The following is a 17,107-nucleotide window of genomic DNA, read 5'->3' as shown; positions in this document are numbered from 1 at the left end:
CATGGCGAGCCCACTAGGGCGGACAAGCGGCGGAAGCGAAGGCCCAACCGCGGAAAGCCGGCGCGTTCTGGGGCTCGAGCGCGAAGCCGTCTCGCTGGTCGATCGCATGCCGGAGTTGCTGATGGAAGCGGCGCGCATCGCCTCGACCGTCGCGCAGGGCATTCACGGGCGCAGGCGCGCGGGTCCCGGCGAAACGTTCTGGCAGTTCCGGCAATATCAGGCTGGCGAGAATGCGAGCCTCGTCGACTGGCGGCGCTCCGCGGGCTCCGATCATCTCTACGTTCGCGAACGCGAATGGGAAGCGGCGCACACGCTTTATCTCTGGCCGGACGTCTCGCCGTCGATGGATTTCAAAAGCCATCTGTCGAACGTGACGAAGCGCGACCGCGCGCTTGTGCTGGCGCTCGCCTCGGCCGAACTCTTGGTGCGCGGCGGCGAACGGGTCGCCCTTCTCGCGCAGACGCTGCCGACCGCGAACCGCAACGCCGTGACGCGCATTGCCGAGACGATCATCGTCAACGCCAAATCGGATCTGACGCAGAAAAGCCTGCCGCCGAATGCCGGTCTCAATCGCTTTTCGGGCCTCATCCTCTTCAGCGACTTTCTCGCCCCGGTGCACGCCATCCGCGAACGCCTGGAAGGCTACGCAGGTAACGGCGTCGGCGGCCACTTGGTGCAGGTCCTCGATCCGGCGGAAGAAACGCTGCCCTATCAAGGCCGCACGGAATTCACGACACCCTCCGGCAACCAACGCTGGGTCGCCGACCGCGCCGAAACGCTGCGTCAGAAGTATCAGGAGCGGTTCGCCGCCCATCGGGCCGAACTCGCGGAAATGGCGAAGCGGTTCGGCTGGTCGCTCCTCACGCATCACACCGACCGTCCGGCGTCCGAACCTCTGCTGTCGCTGCTGATGCGCCTCAACGGTTCGGCGACGGGCTACCGCTGGATATCGTCGAGCTCGGATGCCGTCTCGACTGAAACCAAGGAGCGCGCTCGATGAGCCTCGGCCCGCTCGCTTTCCTCAATCCTTGGCTGCTTGCGGCGCTCGTCACGCTGCCCGTCATCTACTGGCTGCTGCGCGCCGTGCCGCCGCGCCCGACGCAAGTCGAATTTCCGCCGACGCGCATCCTCGTCGGCCTCGAGAACGATGAGAAGACAGCCGAGAAAACGCCGTGGTGGCTGACGCTCATTCGCCTCGTCGCCGCAACGCTCGTCATCCTCGCCGTCGCCGAACCCATTCTCAATCCGTCGAAGGGCTCGAACCTCGGCGGCACCGGCCCGGTGGTCGCGTTCGTGGATAACGGCTGGGCGGCAGCGTCCCGCTGGCCGGAACGCGCGAACATGCTCGAACGCATCATCGGCGAAGCCGAAAGCGGCGGACGCCCCGTCGTCATCGTCCCGACCGCGGCGACGAGCAAACTCCACAGCGTCAAGATCGAGCCGCCGGGTGAAGCCCGCAGCACGGCAGCCGCACTCGCGCCCGAACCCTTCGATCCAGATCGCCAAGCCGCATTCACCGCCTTGCAATCGGCGCTGTCGGAAGCGGGCGTGAAGAACCCAAGCATCGTCTGGCTGCACGACGGCATCGACCACAAATCCGAGGTCGGCGACGTTGCGAAGGAACTCCAAAACCTGTCGGGGAATGGCACCTTCGCCGTGCTCGACGAAACGAACGGCCGCGAAGCGCTAGGCCTCGTCGCCAACCTCGCCGAGAAAGGCAAGCTCGAAGCCGTCGTCCTGTCACCGGGAGGTCCCGCACGCGAGGGCACGGTCAACGCGTACTCCGCGCGCGGCGAACGTCTCGGCGAAGCGCCGTTCAAGCTCGCCTCCGGAGCGACATCCGCCAAGGCAACGTTCGAACTGCCGCTCGAATTGCGCAATCAGGTCGCCCGTATCGAAATCGCGAGTGAACGCTCGGCGGGCGCCGTGAGCCTGATCGATGCCATGACGCAATGGCACCGCGTCGGTCTTCTCTCGGGCGAAAGCCGCGAAGAGGCGCAGCCACTGTTGGCGCCGCTCTACTATGTTCAAAAGGCGTTGAAGCCCTACGCCGACGTCGTGGTCACGAAGGATTCAAACCTCGTCCAGGGTCTCGATTCCGTTCTGAAGCAGAACGTATCTGTGCTCGTGCTCGCCGACATCGGCACGCTCGCGGGCGAAGCCGCAGAAAAGGTCGCCGACTTCGTCGATCGCGGCGGCCTGCTCGTTCGCTTCGCCGGACCAAGACTTGAAAAAGCGGGCGACGATCTCCTCCCCGTCGCGCTGCGCTCGGGAGGCCGGTCGCTCGGCGGCGCCTTGTCGTGGTCGTCGCCACAGCCGCTCGCGCCGTTCGACGAGAGCAGTCCGTTCTCCGGTCTGACGATCCCGAAGGACGTGACGATCAACCGTCAGGTTCTCGCCGACCCCGCCGAACTCACGCCCGACGTCGAGATCTGGGCGCGTCTCAAGGACGGAACACCGCTCGTCACGTCGGCGAAACGCGGCAAGGGCCGGTTGGTGCTCTTCCACGTGACCGCAAATTCCGACTGGTCCAATCTTCCGATCTCCGGGTTGTTCGTCGAAATGCTTCGCCGTCTTTCCACCATGGGCGTGGTTGGCGCCTCGGCTTCCGGACAAGGCGACGGCACGAAGGTCGAGAATTCCGATACGACAGCGAAGGCGCGCAACGACGCGAGTTCCCTCGCCCCGCTGAAAACGCTCAACGGCCTCGGCACGCTCGTGTCACCGCCGCCGACCGCGGAACCGCTGAAATCGTCGGAACTGCAAACGGCAAAACCAAGCTTCGAGCATCCGCCCGGCTACTACGGCCAGTCGGCGAGCCCGCGCGCACTCAACGTGCTCAACGCGAAAAGTGCGCTCATACCGTTCCCGGCGCTACCGGCGGGCGTCACGCGCTTGAGCTATGACAACGCTGCAAGCACGGCGCTGAAACCTGCATTGCTCTCGACCGCGCTCATGCTGCTCTTCCTCGATATCCTCGCCGTGATGCTGCTGCAGGCCGGCGGCATCCGCGGGTTGTTCTCACGCCGTCCGCGACGCTCGAGGGCAGCTGGCGCCGGCGCTGCCGCGCTTGCATTCGCGGTACTTGCATTCGCAGGCGCAGGCGATGGCAAAGCCCAGGACATCCAGCCGAATTTCCAGGACATACCGCAGCTCGACAATTTCGCGCCGATGCAGCCGGCTCAGTCCGGCCCGGACGTCGTACGCCGCGCGCCGACACCTGCCGACAAAGCCGCGATCGATGCGACCAGCAAAGTCACGCTCGCGTACGTGACGAGCGGCGACCGCGAAACCGACGAAACGAGCCGCGCCGGCTTACAGGGGCTCGGCCGCGTTCTTCAGACCCGAACCGCCGTCGAGCCCGGCGAGCCCGCGGCCGTCGACATCACCAAGGATGAGATCGCCTTCTATCCGATCCTCTATTGGCCGGTGCTGGAATCCGCCGAAGCCCTTCCCGACTCGACGATCGCCAAGATCGACGCCTACATGAAGGAAGGCGGCCTGATCATATTCGATACGCGGGACTACGGTCAGGGCGGCGCGAATACGCTGCCGCTCGCGGGACGCGGAGGCACCGCCTTGCAGCGGCTCTTGAGCAAGCTCGACGTGCCGCGCTTAGAACCCGTTCCCGAAAACCACGTCGTGACGAAGTCGTTCTATCTGTTGCGTACGTTCCCGGGACGTTGGGACGGCGGCCAGCTCTGGGTCGAAGCCATTTCGAACAACGACAACGAAACGCATAAGGCGCGCGTCTCGGACGGCGTCACGTCCATCATGATCACATCGAACGATCTTGCAGCCGCCTGGGCGCTCGACGATCGCGGCCGCCCGATGTACCCGGTCGTGCCCGGCGGCGAGATGCAGCGCGAAATGGCGTTCCGGGGCGGCATCAACATCGTCATGCACGCGCTGACAGGCAACTACAAAGCCGATCAGGTTCACGTACCCGCTCTCCTCGAGAGACTGGGGCAATAGAGGCATAGCTTTTGAACTGGTCGATCACATTCGCTCCGCTGCTCCCCGTCCCGGTTCTCATCGGCCTGACGGTGCTGGCTGTCGCGCTGATCGTGGCGCTGCTGTTCCGTCGCTCGCGCGGAGCCTTCATTCGCGCCGCCGCGCTCGCGGCGCTGATCGGCGCGCTCTTCAATCCGATCCTAAAGGAAGAGCAGCGCGAAAGCCTCGCCAACGTCGCGATCGTGGTTTTGGACGAAAGCCCGAGCCAGAAGCTCGCCGACCGCAGCAAGCAAATGGAGGCCATCCGCTCCGACTTGGAGACGAAGTTCGCGAAGATTCCGAACCTCAACATCAAGTGGGTCACGGGCGGCGTTCCCTCCGAGGCCGCGCCGCCAGGAACGAACCTTTTCACCGATCTTAACGCCGCGCTGAATGACACCGCGCCCGACCGCATCGCGGGCGTCGTCTTCGTAACCGACGGTCAGGTGCATGACGTTCCGAAATCGGCCGCGGCGCTCGGCTTCGATGCGCCGGTTCACACCCTGTTGACGGGCAAGCCCGACGAGTTCGACCGGCGGATCGAAGTCATCGAGGCGCCACGCTACGGCCTTGTCGGACAGTCGCGCAAGATTGAGGTCGCGGTGCGCGAGACGGGACACGCGCCGTCTGCGAATTCAGGTGCAGCAACGTTGAAGGTCCGCCGCGAGGGCCAGCCGGACGAGACGGTGCGTACCGAAATCAATCGCAACGTCAAAATCGACATGCCGATCCCGCACACGGGGACGAACATCGTCGAGATCGAGCTTCAACCCGTCGAAGGCGAACTGACGACGGCCAACAACCGCGCCGTCGTTGCGGCCGAGGGCGTACGCGAAAATCTCCGCGTGCTGCTCGTATCCGGCGAACCCCATCCCGGCGAGCGCACGTGGCGCAACCTTCTGAAATCCGACGCGGCCGTCGATCTCGTGCATTTCACGATTTTGCGTCCGCCTGAAAAGCAGGACGGGACGCCCATCAATCAGCTTTCGCTGATCGCGTTCCCGACGCGCGAGCTCTTCTCCGAAAAGATCAACGAGTTCGACCTGATCATTTTCGATCGCTACGAGCACCGCGGCATCCTGCAGCTGCTCTACTATGACAACATTGCCCGCTACGTGAACGATCACGGTGGCGCGCTTCTCATTGCGGCCGGCGACGATTACGCGAGCCCCTACAGCATTTATAAGACGCCGCTCGCGCCCGTGCTGCCCGCGCCGCCGACCGGCCGTGTCCTCGAAATGCCGTTCAAGGCCAAGGTGACGCCGGACGGACAGAAACATCCCGTCACGAAGGACCTGCCCGGCTGGAACGCGGCTCAGGTGGCGGATGCGTCGCCCGAACCGACGTGGGGAAAATGGTACCGCCAGGCTGAGGTAACGCCGCAGCGCGGCCGCGTCGTCATGAATGGCGCCGAGGACAAGCCGCTCCTCATCCTCGATCGCAAGGGCAAAGGCCGTGTTGCGCTTTTGACGTCCGATCACGCGTGGCTGTGGGCCCGCGGTTACGACGGTGGCGGACCGCACACCGATCTTCTCCGCCGTCTGTCGCACTGGCTGATGAAGGAGCCCGATCTCGAGGAAGAACGTCTCATCGCGTCAGCCAAAGGCCTGAAGCTGACGATCGAGCGCCACTCGATGGAAGACAAGGTCGGCCCCGTCAAGATCCTCGGTCCCGGCGGCGATACCTCGAACGTGACGCTCGACGCCGTGCCGGTCGAAGCGGGCGTGTGGCGCTCGGCCATCGATGTGAAGCTTCCCGGACTCTATAAAATTGAAACCGATGGTCCCGATGGCGAGCTGACGGCGGTCGCCAACGCCGGCGTCGAAGACCCGCGCGAAATGAGCGAGGTGACGGCGACCGATCAGAAAATGAAGCCGATCGCCGATGCGACGGGCGGCGGTGTTTTCTGGACGAAGCCGACGAGCGTGCTCGCGTCTGCAACCGATATCGATGTACCGCGTATCTCAATGATGTCGGCCGCCAAAGTAATGGCAGGGTCCGGCTGGCTTGGCCTCAAGGACCGCCAGGCCTATCTGACCCGCGGCGTCAAGCTGACGCCGATGTTTACGGGCCTCGCAGCGCTTTCGGCTCTGCTGGCCTTGATCGCGTTGGCTTGGTGGCGTGAGGGAAGATAGCGATAAGCAATAGCGATGGGGCACGACACAATGGGTCACGCTCTGAACAATGGGCCGGTCGGCGTTATCGGCAATGACGAATTCGGCGTGGCGATCGCCGAACGCATCGCCGGTTGCCGCCTCCGTGTCATGTACGCAGCACTGTCCGGCTCCCCGCCGGTCGCCTACGGCGAAATGCTCGAGCCGGCGAGCGAGTCGAACATTGCCATGCGATGCCCGATCGTGCTTGCCGCCATCGAAGACACCGAGACGTTCCGCCGGCTCCTCGTGGGCGATGGAGCGAAGGCCGTTTCAGGCGGACTGCAGCCGGGCTCCGTACTCGTCGATCTCGGCGCCCGCACGCCGCGTGAATTTCAAACACTGTTCGAAGTCCTGGAGCCGCGAAACGTCGCGCTGGTCGACGCTGCATCGATCAGCGCCCCCGAGGCGACGCTGCACGGCCACGCGAAAATTCTGCTCGGCGGCGACCTCGCATCGGTCGAAATCGCAGAAAGCATTCTGGCGCTGCTCGGCAACGTCGAACGCACCGGCCCCCTCGGCAGTGCGCACGCCGCGGCCGCGCTGATGGGCTATATCGAAGCCGCACAATCGGTCGCCCGCGAAGAAGCACTGGCGCTCGGTGCGGCCTGCGGACTGACACCGGAGACGCTGAAACGCGTCCTGTCCGACGAAGCGGCGCCACGCGAACTGAACGTCGTGCAGCTCGCTCGCCGCGCCGCCCTCGCCCGCAGGATCGCCCGCGACCGCCGCGGCAGCGCCGATATCATCAACCTCGCGGCCGAAAAACACGCACGAAACCGCGAAAATCGTTGATGACCTGCAACTCGGGGACCGAATCAATCGAGCAGGGAACGCGACTCACGTAGACATCGGGACCGGTTGCTCACCCTGAGGCTCCCATGTCGCTCCTTTTCCGAATTGTCTACGCCACGCACGCGAATGGCACCCATCATAAGCTGGCGCTCGACGCGCTCGAAGCCATGGCGCGCGACGACAGCGAAGAGTGGACGCGCCTTTTCCTGAAGCATGTCGACCGCTACCTCGAGGGCTCGAAAGCGCCCGACGTGACGTTCAAGGATTTCAAGAACCACGTCCTGCACGTCTCTGAGAACTATTGGGGCGGCGCGCTCGAGAAAACGAACGAATGGTACAGCCGCACCGTCTTTGAACTCAAAGCCGGCAACTGGCCCGAAGCAGTCTACGCCGCAGGCGTGCTGAGCCACTACTTCACCGATCCCGTCATGCCGTTTCACACCGGCCAGACCGAAGCCGAAAACGCCATTCATCGCGCCGCTGAATGGAGCATCAATCGCTCTTACAATACGCTGCGCGCGCTCGGCGAAAAACGCTACCCCAACCCTGACGTTCGCGTTCCCGCCGGTCCGCGCTGGCTCTCCGAATTCGTGTGCAATAGCGCCGAGTTCTCGCATCGCTATTACGAAAAGCTCATCGCCCACTACGACATTCACAAGGGCGCAACGCGGCCGGAGGAAGGCCTCGACGACATCGGCAAGAACATCGTCGCCGAGCTTTTGATCTACGCGTCGGCAAGTTTCGGCAAGGTTCTTGATCGCGCCATCACCGAAGCGAACGTGCTGGTGCCCCAAGTGACGCTGACGTCGGAAACGTTCCTGGCGATGTCCGAGATCCCGCAGAAGTTCATCGAGAAGCGGCTGTCGAACGCCGAAGACAGAAAGCTCGTCAGCGCCATCTATGACGAACTGCGCGCGACCGGCACCGTCCGGCATTCTCTCTCGGAAGACGACAAGACAATCCGCGAACTTCATTACAACGAGGTTCTGGCGCCGAAACTCGCGGAGCGGAACGAAGAACGCGCGGCCCGCATCGAAGGTCGTGACGATACCCCACTCGAACTCGCCGTCGCTAAATCCGCCGTATCGCTCGCACAAATCTCCGAGCAGCCGCCGGCACTTCCCGAAGCGCCGCCCCCGAGGCCGCGAACCGAGACCATGTCGGCGCATCAGAAGCCAGCGCCCGCGCCCCGGCAATGGGATGGGCGCACGATCGAAACAAAAACGTACCTCATGGCCGACGACGATCTCGAAGCCGCGCCGTCCATCGGACCGAAGACCGCCGATCGTATCGCGGCAATCGGCGTGTACAGCGTCGGCGATTTCCTCGCGCAAGATCCGGAGGCGCTCGCGCAACTGCTGAACGATCCGCATCTCGACGCCGAAACGCTTCTCGATTGGCAGGATCAGGCAAGGCTCGTGATGGCCGTGCCGGGCCTCAGAGGCACGCACGCGCAATTGCTCGTCGGCGCAGGCTATCGGACAGCGCAGGCCGTCGCCGAAGCCGATCCCGTCGCACTTTCTGCCGACGTATTGCGGTTCGTCACGACGTCCGCCGGCAAGCGCGTATTGCGCGAAGGCCGCCCGCCCGACATCGAGAAGATCAAAGGCTGGGTAGCCGTCGCCAAGCAGGCCATCGCCGCATAGCTTCGCCTATTCAAGGGGCGCGGTTTTTTTTCGTCATCCCCGCGAAGGCCGGGATCCATCCAGGGCCGATGGCAACCCGTGTAGACCCTACACGTGAGCGCCCGCTTTCTTAGCTCCGGGAGCCTGGGCGGATCCCCGCCTTCGCGGGGATGACGGCGGTAATTGTCCCGCCAGGCTTGCAAACGTCGGCCAATGGAGTCACGGTGGTCTCGTTTTCCGAGGGGCGCCGGTGATCCGGCTGAGATCGCGGATAGGAAGCGCGAGCACCCTTCGAACCTGATCCGGGTTATGCCGGCGAAGGGACGGAGCACACAGTGGCACGACGCCACCAATCCGCACCTTTCCGGGCAACGCATTTGTCCGCACGCGCTTTTCGCGTGCCATCGCCCAGCCGTGTCTCACAGAGGCGTGGCGGAGAGGAGCAAAACTGCCATGAATAAACCTACGCGCGCCGCCGATATTCAAAAGCCGAAAGTGACCGTCGGACCGCAGCGGGCTTCAACGAAAGTCTATTCTTCACCCCCAGGCCACGACGAACTCCGCGTGCCGTTCCGCGAAATCGCGCTGACTGATCCGGCCGAGCCCGCGTTCCGCGTCTATGACCCATCGGGTCCATACACCGATCCCACCATCACGATCGACGTCGAGAAGGGCCTTCCGCGCATCCGCGATGCGTGGAACGCCGGACGCGCGGGGATCGAAACCTACGACGGCCGCACCGTGAAGCCCGAGGATAACGGCCACGTCTCAGGCACCCACGCGGCGCGCGTATTCCCGACCGATTATCGTCCAATGCGCGCATCGAACGCCGAACCCCTCACCCAGTTCGAATGCGCCCGCGCCGGCATCATCACCAAGGAGATGATCTACGTCGCGCATCGCGAAAACCTCGGCCGCGCAGCGGTTCTGGCGCGCGCGAAAAACGCGTTGGCCGATGGCGAAAGCTTCGGCGCCGAACTTCCCGAGCACATCACGCCCGAGTTCGTCCGCAGCGAAATCGCACGCGGCCGCGCCATCATTCCTTCGAACATCAATCACGGCGAACTCGAGCCGATGATCATCGGTCGCAACTTCCTCGTGAAGATCAATGCCAATATCGGCAACTCGGCCGTGACCTCGTCCGTCGAGGAGGAAGTCGAGAAAATGGTGTGGGCGATCCGCTGGGGCGCCGACACCGTGATGGACCTCTCGACGGGCCGCAACATTCACACGACGCGCGAATGGATCATTCGCAATTCGCCCGTACCGATCGGCACCGTGCCGATCTATCAGGCGCTCGAAAAATGCGGCGGCGATCCGGTCAAGCTGACCTGGGAACTCTATCGCGACACGCTCATCGAGCAGTGCGAGCAAGGCGTCGACTACTTCACGATCCACGCGGGCGTCAGGCTGCCGTTCGTTCCGCTCACCGCCAACCGCGTGACCGGCATCGTCTCGCGCGGCGGCTCGATCATGGCCAAGTGGTGCCTCGCGCATCATAAGGAAAGCTTCCTCTACGAACGCTTCGACGAGATCTGCGATCTGATGCGCAAGTACGATGTCTCGTTCTCGCTCGGCGATGGCTTGCGGCCGGGCTCGATCGCCGATGCCAACGATCGCGCGCAATTTGCCGAGCTCGAAACGCTCGGCGAGCTAACGAAGATCGCCTGGGACAAGGGCTGCCAGGTGATGATCGAAGGCCCCGGCCACGTGCCGATGCACAAGATCAAGGTCAACATGGAGAAGCAGCTGAAGGCCTGCGGCGAAGCCCCGTTCTATACGTTGGGACCGCTGACGACCGACATCGCGCCGGGCTACGATCACATCACATCAGGCATTGGCGCCGCCATGATCGGCTGGTTCGGCACGTCGATGCTGTGCTACGTGACGCCGAAGGAGCATCTCGGCCTGCCGAACCGCGACGACGTCAAGGTTGGCGTCATCACCTACAAGATCGCGGCGCACGCGGCCGACCTCGCCAAGGGACACCCAGCGGCGCAACTCCGCGACGACGCGCTCTCGCGCGCCCGTTTCGATTTCCGCTGGGAAGATCAGTTCAACCTCTCGCTCGATCCCGATACCGCCGTCGCCTTCCACGACGAGACCCTGCCGAAGGACGCTCACAAAGTCGCGCACTTCTGTTCGATGTGCGGACCGAAGTTCTGCTCGATGAAAATCACGCAGGACGTCCGCGATTACGCAGCGACACTGAACGACAAGGAAGTCGGCATGGCCGAGATGAGCGAGAAGTTCAAGGCTATGGGAAACGAGGTTTATCTCGATGCCGACGAGGTGAAAAAGCAGACATCAGCTCGCGTGCCGCCGGTTAGCAACTGAGCTCCATCCACGCACGGACGAGCTGATGCCGCTTCGGATGCTTAGGCCGCGACAGACGTCATGCGCTCAACGGTTGCAGCAAAGTGTCCGCACCAGTCGCTCTTATCGACAATGGGCCAAGCAGCACGCGCATTGGCAGATGCTGTTTGGGGAAGGGGCGGATTGAACCGGCACAATCCGGTATCCTTTTCTTTATGCTTTGCGGCAGTACCCATATGGGTGTCGTAGAATTGGCAGTTCGCGCAGGCACAAGTGGTCATTGGACAACTCCTTGCAGAACATGCCCCAAGTTAAATTATAAGCGTCAGGGGGGCACTTTGAAATAGTGCAGCGCAGCGCCTGGCGCGGCAGTCCTCCCCCCATTGCAAACCCCATGCAAAAAAGCCGGGCAAATGCCCGGCTTTTTAAAAACTGTTTACCGTGTCTTACGCCAACTCATTTGCCGAGCGCGTCTGAAACGCCAACGCTGACAGCGTGGAAAACCAATGGCCCATTCGCTAGTTTTGCCCCATCTAAGAATAACTGGAATGGAAAAATCGGGGGGGACCGATGGGCTTCAAGGGATACCAACTCGGCGAACTGTTCGGGATCGTCTTGCTGCTCGGGGCGACGGCAACGCAAATGTTTTATCTCGATCCATTGAAGCGCCAGATCGAATGGCGGCTCGCAACCTTTAGCATTCAGCAATCGGCGCAAGTGCAGATCAAGGCGGTTCAAGACAATCAAATCGCTCTCCTGCAGACGTTGAACGCCCCCGCCGACAGGATCAAGGAAGCCGAAGCGGAACGCGAGAAAATCCTCGACAGGTTCAAGACGGCTGACGCCAATATCTCTGACTACATGATCGATAAGGAAGGCGTTGAAGACAATCTTCAACTCGTCGTCCTTGCCCTCTTCGCTCTCGGAACGCTTCTCGCAGGCTTTGGGCGAGCGATGGAAATGCGCAGGCGCAGTGATTGACCGCGCGCCACGCAGAAATACCCGCCAACCGCTGCAAACTTCAGCTCAATGGATTTCCCATGCTCGCTTTTCGAACCTTCCTGTTGGTCGACATTGCCGCGCTATTTCTCGCACTTTACTTCTTCGTCGCCGGCATCGCCGACGGCTCGGTATCGTCCTTCAACATCATGCTTTGGTTGAGCGTGCTAGGCGGCATCAGTGCGATCATCGCCGTGGGCTACAGCCTCAAGACCAAGGATCGCCGTGGGCCAGCGAATGCGGTGCTGGCTGTTCTCGCCCTTCCGGCTATCGCCGCCGCGCTATTCGTCCTCATGCTGCTTATCACGCAGCCTCGATGGAACTAGAGAACGCCGCAACGCTGGCAGTATCGTCGCATGCCCCTTTTCAAAGCCGGCAAACAGTGCCAGCTTAACGTCATCTTTCGACAACCGAGAGGAGGTGATCCGATGTCTAGTGGGGTCTTGAAGCGGACGATGTCGTGGTCGCTCAGGCTTGCATCCGGAACTCTCCTGGAGCGCATCTGAGACCTAAGCGGTAGACATTGCACTCCGCTCAGAATGATGATCTCACGGGGCCGCTCTTTCGGGAGCGGCCCTTTCTGTTTTTCGGAAACGCTCCATGGCGAGCCAATCCACAGCAATATGCACTGCACACTGATAAAACATTGAGTTGTATCCAGAACGCCACACCTGCTTGAATTCAGAGCAAGACGATTCGTTTTGTCTGGAAGAAGCGCCGCACCTCACATAGCTTTGCGTGAAGTGGGCAGCCGATCGGGGGATCGACTGGGGGATGGGTTTAGTCCCACTTAATGCCGGAAACGCTACACGTCGATCATCAGCGTCGGCCGTAGCGAACGCCCAAGGATAAGCCACTGCGCTGTCTTGCGCTTAGGCCACAACACTTGGTTTGCGGCGGGCCCGGGGGGGCCTAACAGGGCGTCCAAAAAGAAATGGGTGGCATCGCCGCCCATTTCTTTTTTGTGCTTTCGGCGCTGCCGGCCGGCTCGACGAAGAAGAGTCGGCAGCACCAATCGGCTTCATTGCCCGAACCAGTATTCCCAAGCTTCCTTCACGCGCTGTGATATCGATTTCTTCGGCTGCTCCGGCCCCGTCTCGACCGGCATCATAGGTGCAGCGGGAGCGGCATTCGCCGTCGCGGTCTCCTGCGCCTCTGCCGCGGAAACGGTTTTGACCGGAGACGGCGTCTCCGACTGCAAGTGCACAGCCGCAGTGTGCGTCGGCGAAGCAGCTGCGGTGCCGGCCGCCGGAAGACTGCCAGTCGCCGTGACGACCGGGCCATTCGGAGACGGCGGCGACGACGGCTCGGCGATGGACTTCATCGGCTCAACCGCCGACTGCTTGCCCGGAGCCGGATTGGACGGCGGTTCCGAAGGCGTTGTCGGAAATGCCGGAAGCGGCGGCGATGCCTGAGCCGCTGGCGTCGCGGCACCAGCAGCCGGAGCTGCGGCCCCCGTAGTCGTTGGGGCTTCAGGAGTAGGAGGAGCCGGCAGTCCTTCGGGCTCTCCACTGTTCGAAGCAGACTCAGGCGCCGGCGCTGGCCCATCGATCGTCTTGACGATGCTCGACACCGGCCGCTCGGCGCCGACCTGCGGCAAGCCCTTGGCTTCCTTCTCGATGGCTTGATCGTATTCCGCAACCGTCGTCAGCGGGGCCTTCGCCGTCATGTGGACGATTTTGTATCCCTTCGCCTTGAGCTGGGCGAGGATCATCGGCACGGCCTTCGCCGTCGTCTTGTGAATGTCATGCATCAAGAGGATGCCCTTGCCCCTCTTGTCGATCTTCTGCATCAGCGACTTCACAAGGTGATCGGCCGTCTGCGGTTTGAAATCGAAGCTATCGATGTCGGTCGAGAACATTGCGATGTTGCGTTTGCCGAGATAGGCGACGGCCTCGGGCGTGTCGGCGAGAGTTGGAAAGCGGAAGAACGGCGCGACCGGGCCGCCGACGGCGCGATGAACCGCGCTGACGCCGCGCTCGATCTCGTCCTTACCTTCGTCGAATGTCTTGAGCTTGGCGATCGACTTGTGGCTCCACGTGTGCGTGCCGACCGTGTGTCCGGCTTTGGCGACTTCGCGGATGATCTCGGGATATCCGAGCGCCATCTTTCCGATCGAGAAAAAAGTCGCCTTCACGCATTCATCGCCCAGCGCCTTCAGCACGGCTTCCGTCGTGTACTTCTGCGGACCGTCATCGAAGGTCAGGATGACTTCCTTGTCCTGCAGAAAGTCGTAGGCCTTGTAGTTGTCCATGCCGAAGCCTGGACCGCCGGTCGTATCGATTTCAACGGTGCGGGATACCCCAAGCGTACCCGCGCGAGGACAGGCTGCTTCATCCGCTGCATAGGCGACGGGGACGGCGGAAAGTGCCGTCAGACCAAATAAGAGCGCCACCCGGCAAACGAACATGTTGTCCTCCCTTATTTTATTAACGGAACCTAGCAGACTCCAATGGCGGCAGCAGCCCGTCGCAGAAAAATTGAGACGAGCACGTCGCTTTCCGGCTTCACTACCCAGGCTCTTGTTCAGCATAAGTGTTGCATGAGTCGGACATTTGTCGCACCTGAGTTGAACTCGTGAGGAATGGTCCCTAATTTCAATGACCTACAAACAGAAATGAAGTGAGTATCTGATGACGGCATTTTTCGGCCCGGCGCTAACCATTGCCGCGATACTGGGCTCGGTCGCGCTGTCCGTATCGGCAGCAAACGCGATGACGGTCGCGAAGCCCGCAGGCGAAGCATCCACAAGGCACATTCAAGTAGATTACCGCGGCGACGACCGTCGCTATCGGCATCAGCATCGCTATGACCGCCATCGTGGTCGCCATGTCGTGCATGCGCCGTTCACGCGCGTAGAAAGCGGCCGCAGAACCGTAGTCGATGCACCTTTCGTGCATGTCTACAAGGACCGTCACGGCAAGCACATCGTTGCGCCGTTCGTAGACCTGTACAGATAGCACTCGCTGGCGATCGGAAATGATTTTGCGCGGGCCGTCGACGAGGCGGCCCGCTCGCTTTTTGGGCAAAGCGTGACGTTAATAATCTTCCGCAAAAAAGGTTTTTCGCAGCGCGGTGAAACTAGGCTGGAACATATGCCAACTTGGCCATAATGTACCCCAAGTACAGTGATTAGGCTGCGGTAGCGGGACGGGCGATAGCAGTTCTTTTTTTGGGGGTAGTAGATGTTCAACCGCGTAGCGACGCCGGATATTCGTGGCCCTGAGCCAGTCAAGACACTCACACCGCAACAGCCGCCGATACCACAGGCGAAAACTCCCGCTCCACCGCTTTTCGGCTCCCCGCTTCAGCAATCGAGCCCCGTGATCGACGCACCGACTTCGGTCCTCGGGCAGGACATCACGATTTCCGGTCAGCAGCTCGTCATCAAGACCAAAGGCTCGCTTCTCATTGCCGGACACATCCAGGGCGATGTGCATGGCGAAGCGGTAACCGTCGGCGAAACGGGAAGTGTTGTAGGCACCATCACGGCGCGTACCATCACGGTGCAAGGTGAGGTCAGCGGCGCCCTCAAAGGCAGCTCGGTGAACCTCAACGCGACATCGCGTGTCGATGGCGACATCGTCAAGCAGACGCTCTCGATTGACGAAGGTGCGCAATTCGACGGCAGCGTCCGCCGCGCCAAGGATGTTGGCGAGGTCACGCCCGACCTCGCCTGAGATTGGGTCCGCATCTGATGCCGGTGATCGTCGCGATTGAAGCGATGATCACCACATCACACCGAATCCTGGCTCTCACTAAAAGCGTCCGCGCACCGACGGGATGGCCTGGTCGCACGACTCCTTGATACGGATGTCCTGTCCGATGAACCGGCAAAGGTGTTGCTTGAACAACGGGTCATTGCGAACCCTGTCGGGCGAAGCGCTAAACCCGTAGTCGTGCGCTACCTGCGCGACGTACTGGTCCTGGCAATAAGGCGTCGCCATCCACGTGCCCTGCACCTGCTGATAACCCTTCTTGCACGCGATCTTCGCCTCCGCGGGGAGCGCCAACGCCGCGGCTAAGAGCGCGACGCCGCCACCGATCCCAACGACCAATCGTAGAGCCATGTAGCCTCCTTTGAGACTGAATTGTCACACTTAGTGCGTCTCGCTGCAACAGACCTCATCCACCAAGCTTAGACCTTACGGGATTGTCGGGCGCTTAACGACGTGAAATGGCTGGACGGCCGATCCAGCCGCCGGGCCGCCGGCAATTGAGAGATACGCGAATCCAAAAAGGTCTACGCATAATGATCACGGTGTATGACGCAGTTGGCGAGAAATTGGTACCGCGAGGCCCTGTCGGGGATATCACGACGGCCGTCTGGATCGACCTGATCGACCCGAAGGAAGATGAGGACAAGTTCATCGAGAAAGCGCTCGGCATAGAAGTGCCGACCCGATCGGAGATGCGCGAGATCGAGGCCTCGAACCGTTTCTATACCGAGAACGGCGCCTACTACATGACGAGCATTATCCTGCACAACAGCGAGCAGGGCGTGCCGATGACGTCCGTCGTCACCTTCATCCTCTTCCGCAACAACCTTGTCACCGTGCGCTACGCCGAACCGCGAGCATTTCCGATTTACATCGCGAGAGCCGCCAAGGGCGATGTCGACTGCGTAACGGGCCCGGGCGTGATGATCGGCCTGTTGGAAATGCTGATCGAACGGGAAGCCGATCTCATCGAGCGTGTCCAGGATGAGGTCGAACGTATGGCGCCTCTCGTGTTCGGGCAAACCACTGCGAGCCGCAGGCCCCAGAACCGCCGCCTGGACGTCCTTCTCAAATCGGTCGGCAAGGAAGGCGATATAACGTCCAGAGCTCAGGAAAGTGCGATGTCTCTGCATCGGCTTTCGCTCTACTTTGCCAACGCCGCGCGCGAGCGGAAAGACGACACCCGCGTGCTCGCGAGGATCGACGCGGCCAACCACGATATCCTGTCGCTCATGGAAAGCATGCGCTTTCTATCGGCCCGCACGAGCTTTCTGCTCGACGCGACCCTCGGCATGATTTCCACCGAGCAGAACCAGATCATCAAGCTGTTTTCGGTCATGGCGGTCATGCTGATGCCGCCAACGCTGGTCGCATCGATCTACGGCATGAACTTCAAGAACATGCCCGAGCTCGAACACCCCTGGGGCTATCCCATGGCGCTCTTTCTGATGTTTTTCGCAGCCCTCATCCCCTACCTCTATTTCAAAAGAAAGGGATGGCTCTGACC

General features: G+C 61.8%; 14 protein-coding genes and 1 riboswitch. Of the genes, 11 read left to right on the top strand and 3 right to left on the bottom strand.

The features are described from left to right. The first annotated feature begins 1 nt into the window (after position 1). The 6 genes from K2Q04_RS18210 (at position 2) to thiC (ending at position 10,903) form a co-directional block, all read left to right on the top strand. Entirely contained in the window at positions 2-1,000 is a 999-nt protein-coding gene (locus K2Q04_RS18210; protein WP_291166192.1) for a DUF58 domain-containing protein, read from the top strand. Then, positions 997-3,975: a DUF4159 domain-containing protein gene (locus K2Q04_RS18205; protein WP_291166191.1), complete on the top strand. Its 2,979-nt coding sequence runs from the start codon at positions 997-999 to the stop codon at positions 3,973-3,975. Before K2Q04_RS18210 ends, K2Q04_RS18205 begins: the two co-directional genes overlap by 4 nt. Positions 3,976-3,986: 11 nt before the next feature. Next, entirely contained in the window at positions 3,987-6,128 is a 2,142-nt protein-coding gene (locus tag K2Q04_RS18200) for a hypothetical protein (protein ID WP_291166188.1), read from the top strand. Between the two features lie 30 nt (positions 6,129-6,158). Further along, entirely contained in the window at positions 6,159-6,941 is a 783-nt protein-coding gene (locus K2Q04_RS18195) for an NAD(P)-binding domain-containing protein (RefSeq protein WP_291166186.1), read from the top strand. Positions 6,942-7,027: 86 nt separating this feature from the next. Beyond that, a complete protein-coding gene (locus K2Q04_RS18190) occupies positions 7,028-8,587 on the top strand; it encodes a DUF4332 domain-containing protein (RefSeq protein ID WP_291166185.1) in 1,560 nt (519 codons plus the stop codon). 209 nt (positions 8,588-8,796) lie between these two features. After that, positions 8,797-8,907: riboswitch (TPP riboswitch) on the top strand. Positions 8,908-9,019: 112 nt separating this feature from the next. Beyond that, entirely contained in the window at positions 9,020-10,903 is a 1,884-nt protein-coding gene (gene thiC, locus K2Q04_RS18185) for a phosphomethylpyrimidine synthase ThiC (RefSeq protein ID WP_291166183.1), read from the top strand. Between the two features lie 41 nt (positions 10,904-10,944). On the opposite strand, the gene K2Q04_RS18180 is transcribed toward thiC, so the two are convergent. After that, positions 10,945-11,163 carry a hypothetical protein gene (locus tag K2Q04_RS18180; protein ID WP_291166181.1) on the bottom strand — a complete coding sequence of 73 codons (219 nt, stop codon included), beginning with the start codon at positions 11,161-11,163 and terminating at the stop codon, positions 10,945-10,947. Between the two features lie 289 nt (positions 11,164-11,452). Between K2Q04_RS18180 and K2Q04_RS18175 the strand changes: the two genes are divergently transcribed. Next, entirely contained in the window at positions 11,453-11,863 is a 411-nt protein-coding gene (locus K2Q04_RS18175) for a hypothetical protein (RefSeq protein ID WP_291166179.1), read from the top strand. A 59-nt stretch (positions 11,864-11,922) separates the two neighbouring features. After that, positions 11,923-12,207 (top strand): hypothetical protein, encoded by a 285-nt coding sequence (locus tag K2Q04_RS18170; RefSeq protein WP_291166178.1) that lies wholly within the window; start codon positions 11,923-11,925, stop codon positions 12,205-12,207. A 695-nt stretch (positions 12,208-12,902) separates the two neighbouring features. Here the strand turns inward: K2Q04_RS18170 and K2Q04_RS18165 are convergent. Continuing rightward, positions 12,903-14,291, bottom strand: a complete 1,389-nt coding sequence (locus K2Q04_RS18165; RefSeq protein ID WP_291166176.1) for a polysaccharide deacetylase family protein — start codon at positions 14,289-14,291, stop codon at positions 12,903-12,905. A gap of 223 nt (positions 14,292-14,514) precedes the next feature. Here K2Q04_RS18165 and K2Q04_RS18160 point away from each other — a divergent pair, with 223 nt between their 5' ends. Both K2Q04_RS18160 and K2Q04_RS18155 read left to right on the top strand, forming a co-directional pair. Further along, entirely contained in the window at positions 14,515-14,841 is a 327-nt protein-coding gene (locus K2Q04_RS18160) for a hypothetical protein (RefSeq protein WP_291166175.1), read from the top strand. A gap of 225 nt (positions 14,842-15,066) precedes the next feature. Next, the gene (locus tag K2Q04_RS18155; RefSeq protein WP_291166173.1) at positions 15,067-15,561 is read left to right on the top strand and encodes a polymer-forming cytoskeletal protein; all 495 of its coding nucleotides are present in this window, start codon (positions 15,067-15,069) and stop codon (positions 15,559-15,561) included. A gap of 78 nt (positions 15,562-15,639) precedes the next feature. On the opposite strand, the gene K2Q04_RS18150 is transcribed toward K2Q04_RS18155, so the two are convergent. Continuing rightward, a complete protein-coding gene (locus K2Q04_RS18150) occupies positions 15,640-15,951 on the bottom strand; it encodes a hypothetical protein (protein WP_291166172.1) in 312 nt (103 codons plus the stop codon). A 182-nt stretch (positions 15,952-16,133) separates the two neighbouring features. Here K2Q04_RS18150 and K2Q04_RS18145 point away from each other — a divergent pair, with 182 nt between their 5' ends. Beyond that, positions 16,134-17,105 carry a magnesium transporter CorA family protein gene (locus K2Q04_RS18145; RefSeq protein WP_291166171.1) on the top strand — a complete coding sequence of 324 codons (972 nt, stop codon included), beginning with the start codon at positions 16,134-16,136 and terminating at the stop codon, positions 17,103-17,105. The last annotated feature ends 2 nt before the right edge of the window (positions 17,106-17,107 follow it).

The sequence above is a fragment of the Hyphomicrobium sp. genome, assembly GCF_019753045.1.
Lineage (GTDB): Bacteria > Pseudomonadota > Alphaproteobacteria > Rhizobiales > Hyphomicrobiaceae > Hyphomicrobium_B.
Note: the sequence above shows the minus strand (reverse complement) of the source record. Positions and strands in the feature narration are given on the sequence as shown.

Bases quoted from the DNA above. Each gene is read 5' to 3' on its own strand.
- K2Q04_RS18210 (WP_291166192.1), top strand. From the start codon at position 2: ATGGCGAGCCCACTAGGGCGGACAAGCGGCGGAAGCGAAGGCCCAACC.
- K2Q04_RS18205 (WP_291166191.1), top strand. From the start codon at position 997: ATGAGCCTCGGCCCGCTCGCTTTCCTCAATCCTTGGCTGCTTGCGGCG.
- K2Q04_RS18195 (WP_291166186.1), top strand. From the start codon at position 6,159: ATGGGTCACGCTCTGAACAATGGGCCGGTCGGCGTTATCGGCAATGAC.
- K2Q04_RS18190 (WP_291166185.1), top strand. From the start codon at position 7,028: ATGTCGCTCCTTTTCCGAATTGTCTACGCCACGCACGCGAATGGCACC.
- thiC (WP_291166183.1), top strand. From the start codon at position 9,020: ATGAATAAACCTACGCGCGCCGCCGATATTCAAAAGCCGAAAGTGACC.
- K2Q04_RS18180 (WP_291166181.1), bottom strand. From the start codon at position 11,163: ATGACCACTTGTGCCTGCGCGAACTGCCAATTCTACGACACCCATATG.
- K2Q04_RS18175 (WP_291166179.1), top strand. From the start codon at position 11,453: ATGGGCTTCAAGGGATACCAACTCGGCGAACTGTTCGGGATCGTCTTG.
- K2Q04_RS18170 (WP_291166178.1), top strand. From the start codon at position 11,923: ATGCTCGCTTTTCGAACCTTCCTGTTGGTCGACATTGCCGCGCTATTT.
- K2Q04_RS18165 (WP_291166176.1), bottom strand. From the start codon at position 14,291: ATGTTCGTTTGCCGGGTGGCGCTCTTATTTGGTCTGACGGCACTTTCC.
- K2Q04_RS18160 (WP_291166175.1), top strand. From the start codon at position 14,515: ATGACGGCATTTTTCGGCCCGGCGCTAACCATTGCCGCGATACTGGGC.
- K2Q04_RS18155 (WP_291166173.1), top strand. From the start codon at position 15,067: ATGTTCAACCGCGTAGCGACGCCGGATATTCGTGGCCCTGAGCCAGTC.
- K2Q04_RS18150 (WP_291166172.1), bottom strand. From the start codon at position 15,951: ATGGCTCTACGATTGGTCGTTGGGATCGGTGGCGGCGTCGCGCTCTTA.
- K2Q04_RS18145 (WP_291166171.1), top strand. From the start codon at position 16,134: ATGATCACGGTGTATGACGCAGTTGGCGAGAAATTGGTACCGCGAGGC.